This is a genomic window from Alteromonas sp. 4NH20-0104 (genome assembly GCF_057547795.1).
In genome coordinates this window covers 46,332-65,674 of sequence record NZ_BAAJLP010000010.1, presented here as the reverse complement: position 1 = coordinate 65,674, position 19,343 = coordinate 46,332, and the positions used below count along the sequence as shown (strand labels likewise).

Annotated in this window: 22 protein-coding genes; 10 read left to right on the top strand and 12 right to left on the bottom strand. The window is 48.1% G+C overall.

The features are described 5' to 3' along the window. Positions 1-9: 9 nt before the first annotated feature. The 3 genes from AC27IB_RS09250 to AC27IB_RS09240 all read right to left on the bottom strand — a co-directional run bounded on the left by AC27IB_RS09250 (position 10) and on the right by AC27IB_RS09240 (position 1,713). Positions 10-549, bottom strand: coding sequence for a glycoside hydrolase family 108 protein (locus AC27IB_RS09250; protein ID WP_296048152.1), 540 nt, complete (start codon positions 547-549; stop codon positions 10-12). Between the two features lie 113 nt (positions 550-662). Further along, positions 663-1,067, bottom strand: coding sequence for a gamma-glutamylcyclotransferase family protein (locus tag AC27IB_RS09245; RefSeq protein ID WP_296048150.1), 405 nt, complete (start codon positions 1,065-1,067; stop codon positions 663-665). A gap of 7 nt (positions 1,068-1,074) precedes the next feature. Continuing rightward, positions 1,075-1,713 carry an MOSC domain-containing protein gene (locus AC27IB_RS09240; protein ID WP_296048149.1) on the bottom strand — a complete coding sequence of 213 codons (639 nt, stop codon included), beginning with the start codon at positions 1,711-1,713 and terminating at the stop codon, positions 1,075-1,077. 192 nt (positions 1,714-1,905) lie between these two features. Here AC27IB_RS09240 and AC27IB_RS09235 point away from each other — a divergent pair, with 192 nt between their 5' ends. From AC27IB_RS09235 to AC27IB_RS09220, 4 genes are all read left to right on the top strand, one after another. Continuing rightward, on the top strand, positions 1,906-2,481 hold the full coding sequence (locus AC27IB_RS09235; RefSeq protein WP_296048145.1) for an RNA polymerase sigma factor: 576 nt from the start codon (positions 1,906-1,908) through the stop codon (positions 2,479-2,481). Then, positions 2,474-2,959 carry a hypothetical protein gene (locus AC27IB_RS09230; RefSeq protein WP_296048143.1) on the top strand — a complete coding sequence of 162 codons (486 nt, stop codon included), beginning with the start codon at positions 2,474-2,476 and terminating at the stop codon, positions 2,957-2,959. The genes AC27IB_RS09235 and AC27IB_RS09230 overlap by 8 nt, the downstream gene beginning before the upstream one ends. Positions 2,960-3,011: 52 nt before the next feature. Continuing rightward, the gene (locus AC27IB_RS09225; RefSeq protein WP_296048139.1) at positions 3,012-3,965 is read left to right on the top strand and encodes a DUF4097 family beta strand repeat-containing protein; all 954 of its coding nucleotides are present in this window, start codon (positions 3,012-3,014) and stop codon (positions 3,963-3,965) included. Between the two features lie 151 nt (positions 3,966-4,116). After that, entirely contained in the window at positions 4,117-4,368 is a 252-nt protein-coding gene (locus tag AC27IB_RS09220) for a hypothetical protein (RefSeq protein WP_296048136.1), read from the top strand. Positions 4,369-4,505: 137 nt separating this feature from the next. Here AC27IB_RS09220 and AC27IB_RS09215 read toward each other — a convergent pair whose 3' ends face one another. Continuing rightward, positions 4,506-4,817, bottom strand: a complete 312-nt coding sequence (locus tag AC27IB_RS09215; RefSeq protein WP_487120447.1) for a hypothetical protein — start codon at positions 4,815-4,817, stop codon at positions 4,506-4,508. 67 nt (positions 4,818-4,884) lie between these two features. Between AC27IB_RS09215 and AC27IB_RS09210 the strand changes: the two genes are divergently transcribed. From AC27IB_RS09210 to AC27IB_RS09200, 3 genes are all read left to right on the top strand, one after another. Next, complete coding sequence (locus AC27IB_RS09210) at positions 4,885-6,540, top strand: BamA/TamA family outer membrane protein (RefSeq protein ID WP_487120445.1); 1,656 nt, start codon at positions 4,885-4,887, stop codon at positions 6,538-6,540. Between the two features lie 17 nt (positions 6,541-6,557). Continuing rightward, on the top strand, positions 6,558-8,240 hold the full coding sequence (locus tag AC27IB_RS09205) for a phosphoethanolamine transferase (protein ID WP_487120443.1): 1,683 nt from the start codon (positions 6,558-6,560) through the stop codon (positions 8,238-8,240). 216 nt (positions 8,241-8,456) lie between these two features. Continuing rightward, positions 8,457-9,422, top strand: coding sequence for a S1 family peptidase (locus AC27IB_RS09200; protein ID WP_296048127.1), 966 nt, complete (start codon positions 8,457-8,459; stop codon positions 9,420-9,422). 57 nt (positions 9,423-9,479) lie between these two features. Here the strand turns inward: AC27IB_RS09200 and AC27IB_RS09195 are convergent, their stop codons facing one another. Together AC27IB_RS09195 and AC27IB_RS09190 are read right to left on the bottom strand one after the other, a co-directional pair. Next, positions 9,480-9,854 (bottom strand): hypothetical protein, encoded by a 375-nt coding sequence (locus tag AC27IB_RS09195; RefSeq protein WP_296048125.1) that lies wholly within the window; start codon positions 9,852-9,854, stop codon positions 9,480-9,482. Positions 9,855-9,900: 46 nt separating this feature from the next. Continuing rightward, positions 9,901-11,091: an NHL repeat-containing protein gene (locus AC27IB_RS09190; RefSeq protein WP_296048123.1), complete on the bottom strand. Its 1,191-nt coding sequence runs from the start codon at positions 11,089-11,091 to the stop codon at positions 9,901-9,903. Between the two features lie 150 nt (positions 11,092-11,241). On the opposite strand from AC27IB_RS09190, the gene dnaB reads away from it, so the two are divergent. Further along, on the top strand, positions 11,242-12,630 hold the full coding sequence (dnaB, locus tag AC27IB_RS09185) for a replicative DNA helicase (RefSeq protein WP_105935178.1): 1,389 nt from the start codon (positions 11,242-11,244) through the stop codon (positions 12,628-12,630). 21 nt (positions 12,631-12,651) lie between these two features. Here the strand turns inward: dnaB and AC27IB_RS09180 are convergent, their stop codons facing one another. Together AC27IB_RS09180 and AC27IB_RS09175 are read right to left on the bottom strand one after the other, a co-directional pair. Then, positions 12,652-12,969, bottom strand: a complete 318-nt coding sequence (locus tag AC27IB_RS09180) for a helix-turn-helix domain-containing protein (protein ID WP_296048118.1) — start codon at positions 12,967-12,969, stop codon at positions 12,652-12,654. Positions 12,970-12,980: 11 nt separating this feature from the next. Beyond that, positions 12,981-13,412: a hypothetical protein gene (locus tag AC27IB_RS09175; protein ID WP_296048116.1), complete on the bottom strand. Its 432-nt coding sequence runs from the start codon at positions 13,410-13,412 to the stop codon at positions 12,981-12,983. A 335-nt stretch (positions 13,413-13,747) separates the two neighbouring features. On the opposite strand from AC27IB_RS09175, the gene AC27IB_RS09170 reads away from it, so the two are divergent. Both AC27IB_RS09170 and kynU read left to right on the top strand, forming a co-directional pair. Further along, positions 13,748-14,584 (top strand): alpha/beta hydrolase family protein, encoded by an 837-nt coding sequence (locus AC27IB_RS09170; protein WP_296048114.1) that lies wholly within the window; start codon positions 13,748-13,750, stop codon positions 14,582-14,584. Then, positions 14,584-15,816, top strand: coding sequence for a kynureninase (gene kynU / locus AC27IB_RS09165; protein WP_296048112.1), 1,233 nt, complete (start codon positions 14,584-14,586; stop codon positions 15,814-15,816). The genes AC27IB_RS09170 and kynU overlap by 1 nt, the downstream gene beginning before the upstream one ends. Positions 15,817-15,841: 25 nt before the next feature. Here the strand turns inward: kynU and AC27IB_RS09160 are convergent, their stop codons facing one another. From AC27IB_RS09160 to AC27IB_RS09145, 4 genes are all read right to left on the bottom strand, one after another. Next, positions 15,842-16,723: a hypothetical protein gene (locus AC27IB_RS09160; protein ID WP_296048109.1), complete on the bottom strand. Its 882-nt coding sequence runs from the start codon at positions 16,721-16,723 to the stop codon at positions 15,842-15,844. 8 nt (positions 16,724-16,731) lie between these two features. Next, a complete protein-coding gene (locus AC27IB_RS09155) occupies positions 16,732-17,712 on the bottom strand; it encodes a hypothetical protein (protein ID WP_296048107.1) in 981 nt (326 codons plus the stop codon). Positions 17,713-17,723: 11 nt separating this feature from the next. Continuing rightward, positions 17,724-18,680: a glycosyltransferase gene (locus AC27IB_RS09150; protein ID WP_296048106.1), complete on the bottom strand. Its 957-nt coding sequence runs from the start codon at positions 18,678-18,680 to the stop codon at positions 17,724-17,726. A 222-nt stretch (positions 18,681-18,902) separates the two neighbouring features. After that, positions 18,903-19,316 (bottom strand): winged helix-turn-helix transcriptional regulator, encoded by a 414-nt coding sequence (locus AC27IB_RS09145; RefSeq protein ID WP_296048104.1) that lies wholly within the window; start codon positions 19,314-19,316, stop codon positions 18,903-18,905. Positions 19,317-19,343: the final 27 nt, after the last annotated feature.

Below are 19,343 nucleotides of genomic sequence, written 5' to 3'. Positions count from 1 at the left end.
GGGTCTGCCTTATGCCACACGGTAATCGGGTAAGAAGCTTCTGGCTCTGGCCAGCCAGCCCTTAAGAAACACATTCTGGCTGGCATCGTTGGTGACAATGTCGGCATAAAACATTTGCCGCTCTTCCACTAACGCAACAATCATCCAGTCGCCAAGCTCCTGCAAACACGCGTGAGCCTGCGCTTTACTTTTTGGGCCCATGAGACCATCTACAACCAGCGGACCGTAGCCTGCATCATTACAAACTTCCTGCAGAAATTTAATCGCCCGGCGCGGACCATGATTGACGGCACTGTCGAATAAAAATGGCTGTAGTGGTGGCGGTAACTTATCGATGCGCGGGATGCGGTAATAATTAAGTTCATAGATATCCCTTGCGGTATCAACATCCAGGGCTTTCACCATATCGGCAGTCACTGCCACCTCGAGGTAGCGGGAAAGGGTCTTTTGGGTTATGCCATAGTTGGTGGGTCCGCCCCGATCGGCGGGATGGTTTACATAACCGCCTTCCTTTACCAGAATTTCGTCGATCATTGTTTCTACATCCATGTTACCTCCGCCCCTAAATACTGCGTTGTGGTTAATAATTAAACACATAAATCAGCTGATTTGCCACTTTTATGGTTAATTAATGTGCAGTTTGGTGTGGGCTAACCGGGACTTTAAAACAGGTGCCGATGTCTGCGCAGTACCAATCGGGCATTAGAATGTGTGGTTAACAAGTGCGGTGGGCAGGGGCGGCCTTTGCCATTGCGGCGGGAATAGACCCACACTGTCATGGCTTGGTGGCGGTTGCGGAAGACCACCTGTTCTCGCCGGTAGTAGGGAGTATCCTCCCATTCGTCGGCTTTTTTCAGCTGCTGAGGTGTTAACCTGATTAACTTGCCGTGCACGCTTTTGTGCGGTGATGGTTGGATAAACCGATAGCCATCGAAGCCCATACGCAGGCGCCAACCTGGTAAGACCGCATGGACGCACGGCAGTCGTGCACCAAACAGGCGCTGCTGGTATTGCGGCAGTAGTAAAGTGCCGTAACAGAAAACGGCCTCTTTACCAGCAAAACGCATTGGTAGGTTATCCGGCTTTAGTTATGGCTTTTTCACATTTGCCGCGCCATTCTTCATCGAGCACTTCCAGGTCCACGTACTGAGCAGCCTTCGCGAAGTGCTCAGGATTATAAACCGCGCGCATTAAGTCGCCCACGCTAACGCTTTGTGATGGACGGCTTTCAAGGCTAACGCTGTCGCCGGTATGAATAATACCGGTTTTTAATACCCGGTAATACCAGCCGGTAATGCCATGATTGCCAGTAAAACGATCGAGATTTGGCGTATTGAAACGGTGGTTTATTTTATTGCAGGGGGCTCGGGGGGCTGCTACCTGAACGACCACCTCGCCAAAGGCATACACGTCACCAATCATCACGTTCTCATCGGTCATCCCCTCAACCGTGATGTTTTCACCAATGGTACCGGCCATGGCAAGTTCAGCGAGAGCGGGATAGTGTTGCTTTATCAGCTCGTAACCTGCGAGACTGTATTGATGAAGCACTTTTTCCGGGCCACCATGCAAGCGTTTATTGGCCTGGGTGTCTTCGTCGGTTCTGTCCTGGTGAACGGTAAGAAAATAAGCCGGCTGTTTACAGATGGCAGAAAGGGCTTTTCTGGGTCCAAGCGGTGCAGGTTTTCCGGCATATAAAGCGGCTACTTTCATTGTATTTCCTTGCTACTGGCAGGTTAAAAGGGGGCATAGGTCAGTATAGCGAAAATGTCACCAGAACTTCAGCAAGCAAACCGGAGATTAAAAAAATAATGAGAAATTTACTCAGGTCATTTAAACCTTTGACCACCACCCGGCGACAAAGCTTTTGACAACACAAATTAAATGTAAGCAGACACACTCAGTATGACGGTAGAACAGGGAAAGGTAGTGAATGCCGAAGCGGCATTTACCCAACATCAGCTGCAACAGCAAATTGAAGCGGCACAGCAGGGCGATATGGTTGCTTACCGGCAACTGTACGACCGTTTTGTAGGGAAGGTGTACGCATTGAGTTATCGATTAACCGGCGATGCGGCGATGGCAGAGGATGCCACTCAGGAAGTGTTTGTTCAGGTGTGGCAGAAGCTGGGCAACTTTTCGGGGAAAAGTCAGTTTGCCACCTGGTTACACAGCGTCACTGCCAATATCACCATTAGTTACTTGCGTAAGCAGCGTGGGTGGCTAAAACGCATGTTTTCGATGGAGCCGGAAACCGAGCAACAGTTACTGGCAGAACCGGCAACGGATTTAACGCAACTCGATAAATGTATCGTTAAATTACCGGAAAGGGCGCGTTGGGTGTTCGTCCTACATGCTGTGGAAGGGTATCGCCACGAGGAAATTGGCCGCATGCTGAATATGGCTACCGGTACCAGCAAAGCCCAGTATCACCGGGCCAGAACATTATTAGAGGAATGGTTGGGAGAAGGCAGTGAATAATCAACCGGACAATTTAAAGCAACAACTCGACACGCTGCCCGATGATATAAAGCCATCACGGGATTTATGGCAAGGCATAGAACTGGCTATTACCAACGAGGCCGGGGCTAAACCTGCTCGTTCGCGCTGGCCGCTGGCGGTGGCTGCTGGTTTTATTGTACCTGCAGTGTTGGTCTGGCTGTTTATGAGTAGCAGTCAGGCGCCGGTAGGTTCTACTAATCCGACCGTAGTGGCCCAAATGAGTAAGCAGTTTGAATCGCAGAAAGCGTCGTTGCTGGTGGCCTTCAGTGAGCAAAAAGCGGTTACAGACAACTGGCAGGGGCAGTTGACTGAGCTTGAGTCTGCGGCCGATGCAATAAAAGCCGCATTGAAAAACGATCCGAATAACATGGCGCTTTTGCGAATGCTGCAAAGCGTTTATCAACAACAGATTGACCTGATTGAGCGAGTGCACGCGCCCAAATGGCAACAAATCTAATAGGTGAATTATGCAAACTTTAACGACTAGACATTTTACAAAGAGGCTTTTTATGCAGAGACTATGTTGGGGCGCAGCAGTAGCAGGCGTACTGCTTTCTGCAAATGCTTTTGCGCAGGAAAAAATTGACCGGGTGCTGGATACCGACAGCAAGCCCTTTGTGGAAATGGAACACGTGTATGGCAAGGCCGACATTAAAACCTGGGATAAAAATCAGGTCAGAATCACCGGTACCCTGGGTGAACTGACGGAGGAGTTTACCTTCGAAAAACGCGGTAACTCAGTGGTTATTGATGTAGAGGTTAAAAATAATCACTATCGCTGGGAAGATAAAGACGAAGCTAAGGATAATCTAACCGTATATGTACCGGTAGGCAGCCGCTTTGCCTATGAAACGGTTAATGCCAATGTGAAGATTGAAGGGCCGCAGGGCGGTACCTCAATTGAAGTTGTTAACGGCGATATTGAGGGCCGTAACCTGGGCGGTAAGGTTAATGTTGAATCTGTTAATGGTGACATAGAGCTCAAAGGGATTACCGGCATGCTGACCGTTGAAGCGGTTAATGGTGATATTGAAGTGGAGCATGATAGCGCCGAGTCACTCGAGGTGGTGAGTGTTAACGGTAAAATTGACTTGCAAAGCAACAGCCGGGAAGTGAGCGTGGAAACCGTGAATGGCGATTCATCACTTGAGCTGGTAGAAGTGGATGATCTGGAGATGACTTCGGTAAACGGTGATGCGCGGGTGTCGATGAGTCTGGCAGATAATGCTGACGTGGAGGTCGACACCGTCGGCGGCAGTATTACATTGAATTTCAGCGGTGATGTGTCAGCCCGCTTTGAACTGGAAGCTCACGCCGGTGGCAGCATTGTTAATAACATCAATAATGTCAAAGTAAGCAAGGCGAAATATGGTCCCGGTCAGTGGATTGATTTCACTGAAGGCAGTGGTAGCAGCCGGGTAAGAGTTTCCACGGTAAACGGCCGGGTTACAGTTAGTGACTGAATGAGTGACGGCGTCACTTATTCATCCCGGAGATTTCGTCAGAAATCATCCGGGATTTCTTTTGGCCGGTAGGACGGAAAGAAATGGTCCCACGCGATCTCCACGGCATTCTTTGTTACCCTACCGGTCCTGTTAACCACTGCACAACTTCATGGCAAAACCGAATAAAAAAGGCCCGGTAAAAACCGTCCAGATATCCTGTATACAATGTAAAGCGCCATTATATAAATACCGCAAAGGCGGCAAGGGGGCTTTGGTTAAGTGCTTTAAAGAGCGGATAGTGGAAGATCACACCACTACCCCTTGCCACTGCCCCGGCTGTGGGCAGGAATTTGCCCGCGAAACTATCATGCGGGGCGTGCCCGCCTATAAGATGATAGGCGGTAAAGTACATATGAAATGAAGGCCCACAAAACCTGTATAGGTTTAGCGGCCCTGTCACTTTTTGAGTTTCTCAATAGGCAAAGCTGGTGCTTTACCGTGAACCCCGCCACCTCTTCAGCCATCAGTAAACTGGTATACATAGCCTCTTAAGTAGCTTCAATGACCCACTTTCACGACCGTGAGGTCGGTGATGGCATTTAATGAGCCGGTAGGCAGAACGCCAGTGGGGGTGTTTAAGTGCCTGGCTCGAAGCTGTTCGCTACCTGCCATGGTGTAAACGCAGGGAAGGAATAAACTGGCGGCGACAATTTTAATACTCAGTGGTTGTTTCATCAAAGTACGCTTTGAGGGCATGCCAGGCTCGTGATTGCGTTGCTGACTACCACAGGCATGCCGTTGATTAACCCAATCAACCAGTAATGCTGCGCCAAAGCTAATTCGCTTTATCGTTAAGCTTGTCTTAAGCAAGGCGTGGCATAAATACCCTTATTCTCAGCGCAACTGACATTGGTTGCCGAATTGTGCGGTAAGGTTTATGCGAAGCTTCAAATACCACAAGCGGATGTGTGCAGCCTGCATTATTGTTAGCCTGGTTAATCATTATGCTGCCGCAGAAGAATCCACCGCTCAAACTGGCTGCAGTCCGGAAAGTCTTCACGAACATCCACAAAAGGTGGGTGAAATTGTTATTAACAGTCAGGATATTTTTGACGAGTCGAAAGAAGACACCGGCTTTATTCATCGTTTAGCCAACAGGCTGCATATTACCACCCAATCAGATGTGATTGCCGATCGGCTGCCGTTCAGAGAAGGTGAAGAAATTACACCGGAACAACTGGCCGAGGCGGAGCGGATCATTCGCCGGGAAATGTATATTCGCGATGCGCGTGTTTCTTACATAGATACCTGCAACATTGATGACATGGCGCGTATTCAGGTGGAAACCTGGGATAACTGGTCGTTGTTACCGTCTGTCAGCTTTGGTCGTAAAGGCGGCAAAAATCGTTTTGAAGTGGGATTTAAGGAAGATAATCTCTTTGGCCGCGGCATACACGCCAGTGTTGAATACAAAAGTGATGAACAACGCTCTGGCTATCGTTTTGTTACGCGTGCCCCCATCTCATTTATACCGCATAGCAACGTCTTGCTGGATGTTGAAGACAACGACGACGGCAGCATTGTGCAATTTCAGTTTGATAAGCCATTTTATCAGCTCTCTACCGAAAATCGCTTCCTGGCTAATTATTTGTCGTTCAAACGCGTGGATGAAATTTTCCAGAATGGCGGCACCCGTAATGTGTTTGAACATGAAGGTCATCAGTACGATCTGGCTTACGGATTTCTTTTAGAACGAGAAGGCGACGATTTGCATAGGCTGACTTTCGGCGCTACCGATCAGTTGGATGAATTTGCCGAACCAGAGGACGGTATTGAGACCTGGTTTAGTCAGGCCATTCCGGTGGAGCGTCGTTTTGTGTATCCCTGGGTGGAATACGAATATCTGCAAAATGATTTTAAGGTGCTGCAGGAGATTTATCTGACTAACCAGAATGAAGATATCAACCTGGGGTGGTCGGCAAAGGTAAAAGTGGGTTACGAAACCTATTCCCCGGGCAGTTCAATGGGTATTCATCTTAATAGCTCCGTGTCCCGGGGATACCTGTGGGATAGCAGTCTGTTGCTGTTGGGCGCTGATTTATCTGCCACGCTTGGCGTGCTGGAAGACGATTATTTTAGTGCAAGTATCCATGGCGAATACTTCAACCGCTTGAGCAGCAAGTTCGCGTTTTATACCTCAGGGTTGGTGTCGATAACCCGGCATCCGTTTTATGACCTGCCGGTTACCCTTGGTGGTGAGAGCGGGGTACGGGGTTATCCGCTGCAATATCAGCATGGTGATAACCGGGCAATGACATCGGTAGAACTACGCTATTACCCCAAAATTAATATTTACCGCGTGCTGGATATGGGCATGGTGGCATTTTTTGATGCCGGTAAAACCTGGTCAGGTGACAGTAGTGCGGATAACGAATATCAGAGCACGCTGGCCAGTACCGGTATCGGTGCCAGGTTTTATTCCAATCGCTCCAGTCACCGCAACGTTATTCATCTGGATATGGCGTTACCGCTTAATAAGGGCGACAACGTTGATAGCTGGCAATGGCGCCTGCAAGTTAAACAGTCTTTTTAGTCGGATAGTGTATTACTATGTTTAGCAGTTTTTTCTCTGTGATTCCCCGTTTTCCCCGCTTTTCGTGCCGGGGTATTCACTTGTTGTTGCTTACCAGCGTGGTGAGCGTTCTGGTGTTCAATCGCACTTTTCTTGGTCTGTTTTTTGCCGGGGTCAATATCGATTCGACACACAGTTTCATTTTTGCCGCCAGCGTTCCGCTGTTTATGATTATTGTTTACACGCTGCTGACATCACTCTTTTCATTACTGGTGGGCGTCAGGCTGGCAGTAATGATTAACTTTATGTTTGCTGCGCTGGTGAGTTATGCCACCGCCTCGTTTGGCATTGTGTTCGACAAGGAAATGTTGAGGAATATTTTTGAGACGAACTCCCTGGAAGCTCTGAGTTATCTTAATGTTACCGTAGTGGTATATGCTGCGTTGGCGGTGATATTGCCAGTAGTATTGATGAGCAGGATGCGATTTTCAGACACTTTTAAACAGCGACTGGTATCCCTGCTATCCGTTAACGCGGTAGGCATGCTGGGGGTTATTGTGATTGCTGCCGTGTTTTATAAGGACTACGCGTCGTTTTTTCGCAATCATAAAGAGCTCACTAAATACATCACTCCGGTTGCGGCGTATGACTCCACCTATAAGTATGTTCGCGATACCTATTTTACTAAGCCAACGCCGTTTCATATCCTCGATCCGGCACCGCGACTTAATAGCTATGTAGCAGGCTCCAGCACGTTAACCGTCATGGTGGTGGGTGAAACGGCCAGAGCCGATCACTTCCAGTTGCAGGGGTATCCCCGGGAAACCACGCCAAATCTAGACCGTGAACACGTGCTGTATTTTTCTGCGGTGACTTCCTGCGGTACGGCAACCGCCGTGTCAGTACCGTGTATGTTTTCACGATTAAACCGAGAGGAATATGATCACTTCACCGCCGACCATCAGGATAACGCGCTGGATATTATTCAGCGAGCCGGCGTTGAAGTAACATGGATTGACAATAATTCCAGCTGCAAAGGGGTATGTAAGCGGGTGCCGAGCTTTACCATAGAGCCAAATGGTGGAGCGGGGGAGTGTCAGCAAAGTACCTGTTTCGACAGTGTGCTGGTGACCGCAGTGAAACAATACATTGCGCAATCAACCCGCCGCAATAAGTTGCTCGTGCTGCACATGATTGGTTCCCATGGCCCGACTTACTACCAGCGTTACCCCAAAAATTTTCGACGTTTTACGCCGGATTGCCAGCAAAGTGATATCCAGAATTGCACCAATGAAGCGCTGATTAATACTTACGACAATACCATTGCCTATACCGATTATGTGCTGGGTGAAATTATTGAGACGCTAAAGCACAGCGGTATCGACAACACGCAAATGCTTTACGTTTCAGATCACGGAGAGTCGCTTGGCGAGTCGGGGCTGTACCTGCATGGCTTCCCTTATGCTATAGCGCCTGAGTCACAAACCCACGTGCCCATGCTTTACTGGCAGAATTTGCAATCAGACTACGCAGGTATTTCGCGGGGCTGTGACAGTGAGTTTGTGGCTCGAAAAATATCCCATGACAATATATTCGACATGCTCATGGGCATGACTGGCGTTGAAACGATTGCCTACCGACAGGAAAATAATGTGTTTAGTCAGTGCGATCAATCAGTGGCTGGGATTTCCAGTGACTACCCGGTTGCTGCGGCACCCTAGCATGCTACCGCAGATAGATTTTTTAACGTCTTTCAGAGTCTATTTGTGTCAGCTTTTTTTACAGTTTAAATTGAGGATAATACGGGGTGTCATTCCAAATCATTGATTTTTATGGTTTATTATTTAAGGAATGAATTTTGCTGGTGCTTGTGTGCGTGCATTATAGAGATGCAGTAAATTAGTTAAAATATGTTGAACATCCAGAGAACAATAAATATGAAGAAGTTACTAACGGGAACCATGTTAATGGTCGCCGCTTTTACGGCAGAAGCAGGTGTTATTCGTCATGATGTCGACGATCAGGCTTACCTTGATTATGCCCAGCAGTCTCAATTTGCTGCTGTGGGTGATTTACTTTCGGGCTGGGGCACTAGTTTTTATTCGCGCTGCTCAGGTACGTTGATTGATTCGAATATGATCCTTACTGCAGCACACTGTGTTGATAATACGCAGTTCGAATTTATGAACTTTGCTGTGGGAAGCGGCAATTACTGGGCGGAAAGCTGGGTAGCCCATGAAAACTGGGACGGCTCGCTGTTCAGTGGTTGGGATATCGCACTGGTCAAATTATTTGATGACGTTGACGATGTTGCTGCTGCCAACCTTTATACTGGCAACAGTGAAATTGGCCAGGTCGGTTCACACGTTGGTTTCGGGATGACGGGCAATGGTTTAACTGGTGCCACTGATTCTTCAGGCACCAAGCGGGCCGGGCAAAACGCTATTGATGCAACAAACCTTGCAGGAGAAGGTCACGACCGAATCTTGTATAACGACTTTGATGCCCCGGTAGGCACTGATTTAAGTACAGGCACCGACCTCATAGACCTACCTGAATTTACCTATAACCCTCTGGGTTATTTTGGCTATCCTTCCGGTAATGCGTTAGAACTGGAAATCTCAGTGGCCCCTGGTGACAGCGGCGGTGCATTATTCTTAGAAGAAAATGACGAATGGTATGTAGCTGGCGTGCATTCTTTTGGAACGACAGCTGGCGATCCGGTTAACTTTGGCTACGGTGAGTTTAATGGTTCAACCCGGGTAAGTGCGTTTACTGACTGGATTGCTTCCACTCAAGAGTTATTGGATCCGAGCGAAGTCTCTGCTCCGGCCACTTTACTGCTGACACTTTCTGGCATTGCGCTGGCATTCGGCTCACGTCGTCGTAAAGTCAGTAAATAAATCTTTTCGGTAACGAAAATATAAGAAGTGAGGAAATGTATTTTCCTCACTTTTTTATTATAAAGGCTTCGCTTTCAGTACCTCATAGGGATAATCGGTTAACCAGTAATCAACCGCTACACCCTGCTCTGTTTTAACCTCAAAGGTTTCCGTGCGCACCTGATGTTCCACAATCGGGGAGAGGGTTTTACCTTGCTCAGCGGATGATAGCCTGACGTCTTTTACTTCTCCTTGTTTACCTACATGGATATCCATAAGCATTATCAGCGATTGTTCCGCTACTGGCGTGTCCCGCTCTAATTTTCGCGTAATTTCACGTTCAGGTTTACTGAGTTGATTAATAGCTGGGTCAGCCTCTGTTGGCTGCTGACAGCCAGCACCCAGCAATACCAGTCCAGTCATCATAAAAATAGGCAATTTACGGCTATTCAAGGCGCTTCTCTTTGGTTGTTTATCTAATGATGTGTCGCGGTTAGTACTAACTTGCTGGCTTAACCAGAACGAGCTTTTGTACCCGACGCCCGGTAGACACCTCTGAGGTATAAAGGTTCCCTTTACTATCGGCTACCACACTGTGTAACCAGGTAAACTGACCAGGGTAGCGACCGGGACGGCCAAAGCTGCCGAGCACTTCATAAGTATCGTGCCACAGCACCCAGATTCGGCCGTTCATCATATCGGCTATGTACATGTACTGGTTATCAGGCGAGAACGCAACATCAGTAGCCGTTCCCAGCCCCATAGTGTCGCCGGCAATCACTAAATCGCGCACGAAGGTCGCCTTGCCTTTGGCATCATTTTTAAATACCTGCAGGCGGTTATTACGCCGGTCGCAGACATAAATCAGACCGTTATCTGACTTGGTTATGCAGTGAACTATGTCACCAAAGTTGGGCGCATCGGTATTAATATTTGCAGCGCCCGCGGTGGCTTGTGAGACATCAAAGTCGCCTGCCCGGGTACCGCCACCCGGAATCGATGCATAAGCGCCCCAGTATTGCGAGAATACGTTGTCGTTGGTGTTGAAACCAATTATCCGCTTATTGATATAACCGTCGGCGATAACGACTTCATTGGTATGCGTGTCGTGATAGATATCAGCGGGATTGCCCAGTGACTGCTTACTCTGATTACCTTCTGTGCTGTTGCGTCTGCCAAACTGACGAATAAACTGGCCGTCGGCGGTAAAGTTCAGGACCACATGATCGCCTTTACCGTTGCCGCCAAGCCAAACGGTGTTGTTATCGTCAACGAATAAGCCGTGTACCGTTTGTGGCCATTGGTTAACTCCGTCAATCTTTGGTGCAATGGCTTCGCCACCCCAGCTATTCATTACCTGCCCAGCCGGCGAGATTTGCACCACATGAGGAGCGGCCTTACAGCAAACGCCGGTGGGAGGCGTTTGTTCAAGGGCTAAATCAAGCGGACTCAACGAGTTCGGACGGTGCAGTAACCACAGATTATCGGTTTTATCGACAGCCAGGCCAGGTACCTGCCCGATAAGCCAGGTATCCGGCAAATCGGGCCAGCTGGCATCTACTTTAAACTCTGGCATCGGGCGGGACGCACCCGGTTCAGGATAACTTTCCAACGCAACTAACGCCTCGCTGGCACTCACGCTGATTGAAATTAGTCCGGAAATGAGCAGCAATAACGACGTTTTTTTCATAACATTCCTGTTTGGCGTATGGCCTTTGTTTTGAACTTAAGTATATAGACTTCGCCGTCATAAAGGATCATTTTCCCCCAACAAACGATGCAACCGGACGCTAAATATCGCATAATAACCCCCTTGCAAATTATTCAGGTAAATCGTCAGGTGAAAGTTGTTCCGGCCAGTTCCGATAAAAGCGTAGAAAAACTGAAGGTGCCGCCGCACAGCATAGAAGCTGAGCAGGCTGTACTAGGCAGTATGCTAATCGATCCGGAATCCTGGGATAAGGTGTCTGAGCTGGTGACGGATGCGGAGTTTTATAACCGCTCTCACCAAATCGTGTTTAAGGCTATTCTCGATTTGCTGGCGCAAAGTCAGCCAGTCGACCTGATTACCGTGTCTGAATTACTCGAAAATAACGATCAGCTCGAAGATGCGGGTGGCTTTGCCTATTTGGGGGAGTTGGCCCGCAACACGCCAAGTTCTGCCAACGTTACGGCTTATGCGAAAATTATTCGGGAACGGGCTATTACCCGTGAGCTGATTGGCGTGGCCAACGAAATTGCCGAAGTGGGCTACAATCCGGAAGGCCGCGACAGCGCCGATATTCTGGATATGGCCGAGAGCAAGGTGTTTGAGATTGCTGAACGGCGCACCGGCGCTTCCGAAGGGCCGCAGAGTATAGAGTCGGTACTGGGCAAAACCATTGACCGTCTTGAAGCGCTCATTAAAGACAACCGGGAAGTCACCGGGGTTACCACCGGGTTTTCCGATCTGGATAAAAAAACCAGTGGTATGCAGCCTTCCGATCTAATTATTGTTGCTGCGCGTCCGTCTATGGGGAAAACCACTTTCGCGATGAACCTGGCCGAAAACGCCATGCTGGCGGAAGATAAACCGGTACTGGTATTCAGTCTGGAGATGCCTTCTGAACAGATCATGATGCGTATGCTGGCCTCACTCAGTCGGGTGGATCAAACCAAAATCCGTACCGCACAGCTCGACGACGAAGACTGGGCGCGTATTTCTAACACCATGGCGATGCTCAAAGAGAAAGACAATATCTACGTGGATGACTCATCCGGCCTGACACCCATGGATGTGCGCAGCCGTGCCAGAAAGCTGGCCCGGGAGCGGGGCGGACTGAGCATGATCATGGTGGATTACCTGCAGCTAATGCGGGTGCCTTCCTTAAGCGATAACCGGACGCTGGAAATTGCCGAGATTTCCCGCTCACTTAAAGCGCTGGCTAAAGAGCTCAACATCCCGGTAATTGCGCTTTCACAGCTTAACCGGAGCCTGGAACAACGGGCCGATAAACGCCCGGTAAACTCCGACCTGCGGGAATCCGGCTCGATTGAGCAGGACGCCGACTTGATCATGTTTATTTACCGTGACGAGGTTTATCACGAGAACAGTGAAGATAAAGGCGTTGCTGAAATCATTATTGGTAAGCAGCGTAACGGCCCCATCGGAACCTGTCGCTTAACCTTCCAGGGGCAGTTTTCGCGCTTTGATAATTATGCCGGCCCTGCGGTGCCTGATGAGTACTAGGGCCAGAAAATACAGTGTGGTTTAAGCGCTAAGTAACCCGTACATCAGCGCCCCACCGGTAATAATACCTACCATTAGGGTGAACAGAATACTCAGTGTTTGCTTACCGATGTTAATAGACTGCCAGGAGGACGAGTCTGCTTCTGGTATTATCTGTAAAGACTGCTGCGGCACTTCAAATACCGCACTCAGACTCATCACCGTTTCTGTTGCCGCATTACCTTCTTTTTCTACCCGCTGGATGGTGCGTAAACTCACGCCGCACATCTCTGCGAGCTGTTGCTGAGTCCATTGGTGTTGTTGCCGTAGCGCTTTTATCTGCAGCGCGTCGATTTCCACAGCACTGCTCCCTATGCAACCAGATACTTGATTAGCGCTACCGCCGATAAACCAAAGATAAAGCCGACAACAAACATTTTTAGGATATTGAACCAGCTACGCTTAGAGGATGAGAGAAAGGCTTTTGATTGAGACGCCAGTAACGCACCGTCTTTAAACACTTTGCACTCAAGATCGCCGCGCATCAGGCTGGTAATATGGTAACGCACCTGATACTGATGGCCGTTGTGAACAAATTGATGATTGCTTTGCGTTTTCAATAGCTCGCGTTTGCTCGACACCGGGTTGTCGTTCACATATACGGTTTCTTTTCCCGACCAGGCGGAGCCGTGTACGGCTATATCGGTATCGCCATCGTTAAAATAAAACCAATAACCATCGATAAAATTAGGTGATGACATTGCTGCGCTTTGTTTATGTTTAGAAGAACTTAAGTGTGCCATATTCCGGACTCCATACCTATAAAATAACCTGTCATTTCAGTTCGCCGTATCAAAACGGGGTGTAATGATTCGACGCCGCTATTGCAGCAGATTTGGGCCATCAGGTGTGACGACACCAGGGTGACCCGATGCCGACTGGCATATGACAAGAGATATGACACCCTATTTATTTTGATTTTTTGTTGAGTGTGTGTACTTACTAACTTGTTGCGGCTTAAAATGGAGTTAAGCGGCTTATTGCACCGGTTTTCAATAGCCGTTACTCTGATGACCCGCTTAATTCCAGCACAGCAGGAGTTATAGTGCGTCTATGAATCAGAGTAGAAGAGTAACCCATGATAAGAATAATTAGCCTCCTGGCCGTATTGGTCGTTCTCCAGGCATGTCAGTCTGCACCCGATAAGACGGCAGCACGTGACGCTAAGAATGTCGCGTACAATGAAGTTCTCAGCCAGCGTTATCAGATTGCAGCATCCAATATTGCCTATTCAGACAGCACGTTGCAGCGTATTTACTATTGGCCCGCCCAGGATAAACCAGTGAGCACGTTAATTTTTATTCACGGTGGTTGCTGGCTTAACGCATTTGATTACACCCATGCCCGTGGCATGTTCACTGCGCTGGCTAAACAGGGCGTGGCTACCTTTGCCATTGAATACCGCCGCACAGGAGATTCTGGTGGTGGCTGGCCCGGCACGTTATCGGATATACAACAGGCGTTGCCTGAAGTAAAACAATGGCTGGATGAACAATCACTCGGCGATGTGCCGGTTTATCTGGCAGGGCACTCAGCTGGCGGGCACTTAGCTTTGCTGGCTGCGCAGTCTTTGTCTTTTTCAGTTGACGGCGTAATTGGGTTGGCAGCTATTACCGATCCGGCTGCCTATGCCAAAGGCACTAATAGTTGTCAGACCGCCACGCCGCAGTTCTTTAACGGTGCACCAGATGAATACCCAGAAGCCTACAAGGCGGCAACGCCGAACACGCTCAGTATTACCGCACCGGTAATTTTGCTCCAGGGCGATGCCGATAGCATTGTACCGGTAACACAAAGTGAGCTGGCCGGGAGCGAAGTGATTATCAGCGAAGGCGCTGGTCATTTCGACTGGCTGCACAGCGAAACGCCTGCGTATCAGCTGTTTCTCAATCAGTTGCTGAAAGGAGCTGAATAATGTTGTCCACAGCGCAAACACTCGATAAGCAGGATAGCCTTGCCGGACTTCGCCAGCAGTTTTTGCTACCGCAAAACACGGTTTATCTGGATGGTAACTCACTGGGGCCATTACCTGTTGCGGCTAAGGAACGGGCTGTTGAGGTCGTTAATCAGCAGTGGGGGCAAGACCTTATCACCAGTTGGAACCAGCACGCCTGGATTGATTTGCCTCAGCAATGCGGTGAATTGATTGCACCGGTTATTGGTGCTGCGCCAGGCCAGGTGATTTGCTGTGACTCTATCTCGGTGAACCTCTTTAAAGTATTAAGCGGCGCACTGAAGATGCAGCAAGGGCGCCAAAAAGTTGTGACCACAAAGGATAATTTCCCCACCGATATTTATGTGATTGAAGGGCTTAAGCAACAATTGGGAGCAGCGTCCTGTGAACTGGTGCTGAGCGATGAAAGTGATATTGAGGCGCAACTGGATGAGAGTGTAGCTATGCTGTTACTGACCCAGGTCAATTTCCGCAGTGGACGGTTGCTGGATATGCAGCGCATCACCGAAGCAGCTCATGCCAGGGGCATTCTGGTGATATGGGACCTGGCGCATTCTGCCGGCGCATTGCCGGTAAAGCTTGATGAGTGTAAGGCGGACTTTGCCGTAGGTTGTACTTACAAATACCTTAATGGTGGCCCCGGTGCGCCAGCATTTATTTATGTCGCTCATCGTCATCAGACCGCCTTTAAGCAGCCGTTAAGCGGCTGGATGGGACACGCTGCCCCCTTTAGTTTCGATTCAGACTACGCACCAGTGCAAGGGGTAAAACAAAACCTATCCGGTACGCCAGCAGTGATAGCCATGAGTGTGTTAGAGGCTGCCCTTTCTATCTGGTCACAAGTCGATATGTTGCAAGTCAGACAGAAATCCCTGGCCATGGGGGAATTCTTCCTTGAGTGTCTTAAGGCCTGTGAGCTGGATAAAGAATTGGTTTGTGTATCGCCTGACTCCGCTTTAGAAAGGGGCAGCCAGCTGGCTTTTCAGCATGAGCAGGCTTATGCGATTTGTCAGGCCTGGATAGATGCCGGCGTTATTGCCGACTTCAGAGCGCCCGACTTACTCAGAATCGGCTTTACACCGCTTTATGTCAGTTTTGAAGAACTTTGGATTGCTGTGAATAAGCTTAAGTTAATTATTGAAAACAAAGACTATTTAAGCGAAGCCTATCAATCATTGCAAACGGTTACTTAGACTAAAGTTGCCTGATTTATACGGATCAACTGTTGCGGTACCTGAGAATAGCGAATAGTTGTTTCATGTTGAACTGCTTCAATGTGCCAAGTAAGCCTTTAGAAGGCGTCAGGCTTTCATAGTCGATCAGTTCGCCCTGCTCGGCCAGCACTCTGGCCGAAATACTATGCTCACACATTATTGCGGTCAGCTTTAAACGTAATAAGTTTTTATCAAAAGTGTCAAAACTACTGCTGTTATACCATCCACCAGAGAATAGCCAGCCGCCTACATAGTACGCGCCTGATTCATTATAAAATTGCTTCAACAGTGAAAATGAATCAGCTTGCTTTATGGAGACATTTTGCCATTCGTTAAATACTCTCTGGCATTGGTCAACAAGTAAGTTTGCCGCTTTGGCGTTGACCATAAATATTGCCGTGGCAACAAATGACGGAAGCTTCAATCCCAATACATTGCATTCACGCTGGGACATTTTGTGGAGACTACCGCATATTGCTGGTGTGGTGTGTTGATGAACATGCGGGGCAGACCTCAGGTATCGCAGTATTGAAGAGAGATACAATGGGTAATGACTAAACACGGTATCATTTAACAGTATAAAAGAAGTGGAGTCATCGATTTTTTTGTTTTCTCTTAAATAGCTTAATCCTTCTATCCATCCGGAAAACTCGGCATTTTGATTGGTTCCGGCAATAACCTCAGCTGTTGAATCTGCGAAGAATGCGTCGATTGCCGCAGCGTCATTCCCTGCTGCATTATTGACAATCACAACGCCCTCAGCCCCAAATGATCTGAAAAGCTCAAATAATGCTGAAAAGCGTTGATGTTTTTCGGCCAGTCGAGAAGACGAATAAACAACAAATACGATCCAGTAGTTTGCTAATGTTACAGGGTTATTTCTCATTGCTATACTCAGCTATTACTAATCAACTGTTTAAATTTTCTGCGCTCCCCGATCGACAAGGAGTAATATAATTTTGAAACTGGTCGGCTAGCCTGAGGTATGATTTTTTCAAACAGAAGCTTGCCCCACCGTTCAATGATACTGTCGACAGAGAACTCTTTAGCCCGGGATATACCATTACTTATCATTTTTTGATAAACATCCGGGTTATTAATCAAGTGATCCACCGCCACCATTAACGGTTTTAAATCGTTAACTTCAATATAATCCAGTTCACTTCTTCTCAGTTCCTGATATGCGATTTCCGGACCAAGTATGCAAGGCACCTGAGCAGTCCAGCCATTAATTAATTTGGAGGCGGGTTTATCCGGATAATTGCGAGCTAAATCCTGCCTCAAGGCAACAATGAGGTCGGTTTCACTATAGTCATTCCAGTTAATTAAATCGTACCGGGCATCCAGGCTATCCCATTGTTGACCATCAGCTATCCATTCAATGTTTCGTTGGGCTAAAAACTGCTTCCATTCATCAGACTCAAGTATTGGATGTAAATTGCTTAGGAAGCCTTTGAATGCAATGTTCTTGATCGTTGTGCCTCTGGCGTTATTACGCTGAATAATATTCGGTTGTGGCCAGTGGGGTATGAAAAAGAGTTTCTTCTCATCTGCAAAATGTTGATTTTGAAGGACCTCAAAGTCTGAAAATTTATTTTCAATCCGGTCCGCTCTCACCACAACAGTTACAATGCCTCTTGTTGAAGGGGCGCTGTTCCAAAATGTCGTGAATTGCTCATAATGCAGAACCACTACTCCTGTCTTTGGCGGTTCTGAGATAGCGATTACCGGATATCCCGCTTTTTTTAATCTGATGTAAGTTTGAACAATCCAAACTTTTGGTCCGGTTGCGAAATAACGCCAATCTTCTTCCAATGCTAGTATTTGATCTTCTGTATAATTGGAAAAGTCGGGGTGATAAAAGTAAACCTCCACACAGTGCTCCATTAATAAAGTGCGTTAAAAAAATAGCGGAAATAAATGGCAATCATGAGTTTCTGAATCGAAAATCCTAGATCTAGCGCATTGCGGGACACATAGCGAAACGAACCTTTCCAGGCCTGGTAATAAGCGGGATGCTGCTGAATATAGCTGAGCAGAGGACGAAGGGTTTTTATATCGCTGATACGCAGAGTGCTCTGGCCCTGAGTCGCCACAAAAAACCAAAAGCGTTCAAATGCCTGCGGGTCTATTTCGCCGACCAGCCGGGTAACATGCTGGTAAGAGCCAGCTTGCGCTGTGGATAATTGCTTGCCTCGGTTTTTGCGAGTGATACTTTCGGTATTGATTCGGTAGTCAACCAGAGGCTCGTCAATCCCGCCGAACTTAAAGCCGGCTTTAAGCGATTTAAGGTATAACAAATAATCCTGGGCACTTTTTGTTACCGGATAACCACCGTTATCGCGGATTTCTTTGGTCCGAAACATCAGGCTTGGATGACACAACCTGCTATTTAGCAGTAGCTCTGCTTCGAGTAAGTCGCTGTCGGTGCTTACCGGATAGCCGCCAATGTTTTGGCCCTGCATATCGATATGATTTACCGTGGTACAACTTAATACAATGGAGGGATGGGCTTCCATGTAAGCAAACTGTTTGGCAAGGCGTTCGGGATGAGCCACGTCGTCGGCGTCATGCCTGGCGACGTAGCGTCCTGACGCTTGTTCAAGCCCCTTATTCAAAGAGTTACCCACACCAATGTTGGTTGGGTTAGTGATAATGATGATGCGTGCATCTTTTGCTGCATAGTCGGCCAGAAATTCTTTGGTCTCCTGGTTACTGCCATCATCCACAATTAAGAACTCAAAGTCCCCGAATGATTGTCTGAGAATGCTGTTGATTGCTTCAGATAAGTGGGTGAAATCGCCATTTAATACCGGCATTAATACAGAAATGGCACAGGACATAAAACATTCTCAACAAATATTGCGTAACGCCAAAGCGCTGTTTTAAAACAAAACTGATAAGGGCTTTTGGCAATCCCTGCCAGTCTTATGATGGGGGCTGAACCGCGGCACAAACATTCTCTCTGCCCGCTTACAGACTTTATCGAGAATAATAATTAAGCGGTGAATATGCAAGCACCAGCCACAGAGGCGATGTCATGTTTTGTGTTCCGGCCAGGAGGCTTATGCTGATTTATGAGCCGCATACTCATCGCGGGCACTTAAGATCGGGTTTATATTCACCTCAATCCAATTCACCAGCTCTTCTACCCGTGCGGCCACTTCGCGACCAGAACTGGTCAGGCTGTACTCCACGTGAGGAGGAATTACCGGGTGAGCGGTGCGCAGTACGAAACCATCCGCTTCCAGCGCGTGTAAGGTTTGAGAAAGCATTTTCTCACTCACACCCGTAATGGTCTTGCGTAATTCACTAAAACGATGCGTACCCTGCAACAATGCAAATAACACCAAGACACCCCATCGACTGGTGACATCCTGCAATATGCCTCGAGAAGGGCAGCTATTTGCCAGCACATTTCCCCGTTGAAATTTATCCGTCAGGGTGGGATCTGTGCCGGCAGTGGCACTGTTATTCATCGTTTAAACTCCGTTGCTGGTGGTGGA

Excerpts from the sequence above, each read along its gene's own strand:
- AC27IB_RS09250 (WP_296048152.1), bottom strand. The coding sequence starts at position 549 with ATGGATGTAGAAACAATGATCGACGAAATTCTGGTAAAGGAAGGCGGT.
- AC27IB_RS09245 (WP_296048150.1), bottom strand. The coding sequence starts at position 1,067 with ATGCGTTTTGCTGGTAAAGAGGCCGTTTTCTGTTACGGCACTTTACTA.
- AC27IB_RS09240 (WP_296048149.1), bottom strand. The coding sequence starts at position 1,713 with ATGAAAGTAGCCGCTTTATATGCCGGAAAACCTGCACCGCTTGGACCC.
- AC27IB_RS09235 (WP_296048145.1), top strand. The coding sequence starts at position 1,906 with ATGACGGTAGAACAGGGAAAGGTAGTGAATGCCGAAGCGGCATTTACC.
- AC27IB_RS09225 (WP_296048139.1), top strand. The coding sequence starts at position 3,012 with ATGCAGAGACTATGTTGGGGCGCAGCAGTAGCAGGCGTACTGCTTTCT.
- AC27IB_RS09220 (WP_296048136.1), top strand. The coding sequence starts at position 4,117 with ATGGCAAAACCGAATAAAAAAGGCCCGGTAAAAACCGTCCAGATATCC.
- AC27IB_RS09210 (WP_487120445.1), top strand. The coding sequence starts at position 4,885 with ATGCGAAGCTTCAAATACCACAAGCGGATGTGTGCAGCCTGCATTATT.
- AC27IB_RS09205 (WP_487120443.1), top strand. The coding sequence starts at position 6,558 with ATGTTTAGCAGTTTTTTCTCTGTGATTCCCCGTTTTCCCCGCTTTTCG.
- AC27IB_RS09200 (WP_296048127.1), top strand. The coding sequence starts at position 8,457 with ATGAAGAAGTTACTAACGGGAACCATGTTAATGGTCGCCGCTTTTACG.
- AC27IB_RS09190 (WP_296048123.1), bottom strand. The coding sequence starts at position 11,091 with ATGAAAAAAACGTCGTTATTGCTGCTCATTTCCGGACTAATTTCAATC.
- AC27IB_RS09175 (WP_296048116.1), bottom strand. The coding sequence starts at position 13,412 with ATGGCACACTTAAGTTCTTCTAAACATAAACAAAGCGCAGCAATGTCA.
- AC27IB_RS09170 (WP_296048114.1), top strand. The coding sequence starts at position 13,748 with ATGATAAGAATAATTAGCCTCCTGGCCGTATTGGTCGTTCTCCAGGCA.
- kynU (WP_296048112.1), top strand. The coding sequence starts at position 14,584 with ATGTTGTCCACAGCGCAAACACTCGATAAGCAGGATAGCCTTGCCGGA.
- AC27IB_RS09160 (WP_296048109.1), bottom strand. The coding sequence starts at position 16,723 with ATGAGAAATAACCCTGTAACATTAGCAAACTACTGGATCGTATTTGTT.
- AC27IB_RS09150 (WP_296048106.1), bottom strand. The coding sequence starts at position 18,680 with ATGTCCTGTGCCATTTCTGTATTAATGCCGGTATTAAATGGCGATTTC.
- AC27IB_RS09145 (WP_296048104.1), bottom strand. The coding sequence starts at position 19,316 with ATGAATAACAGTGCCACTGCCGGCACAGATCCCACCCTGACGGATAAA.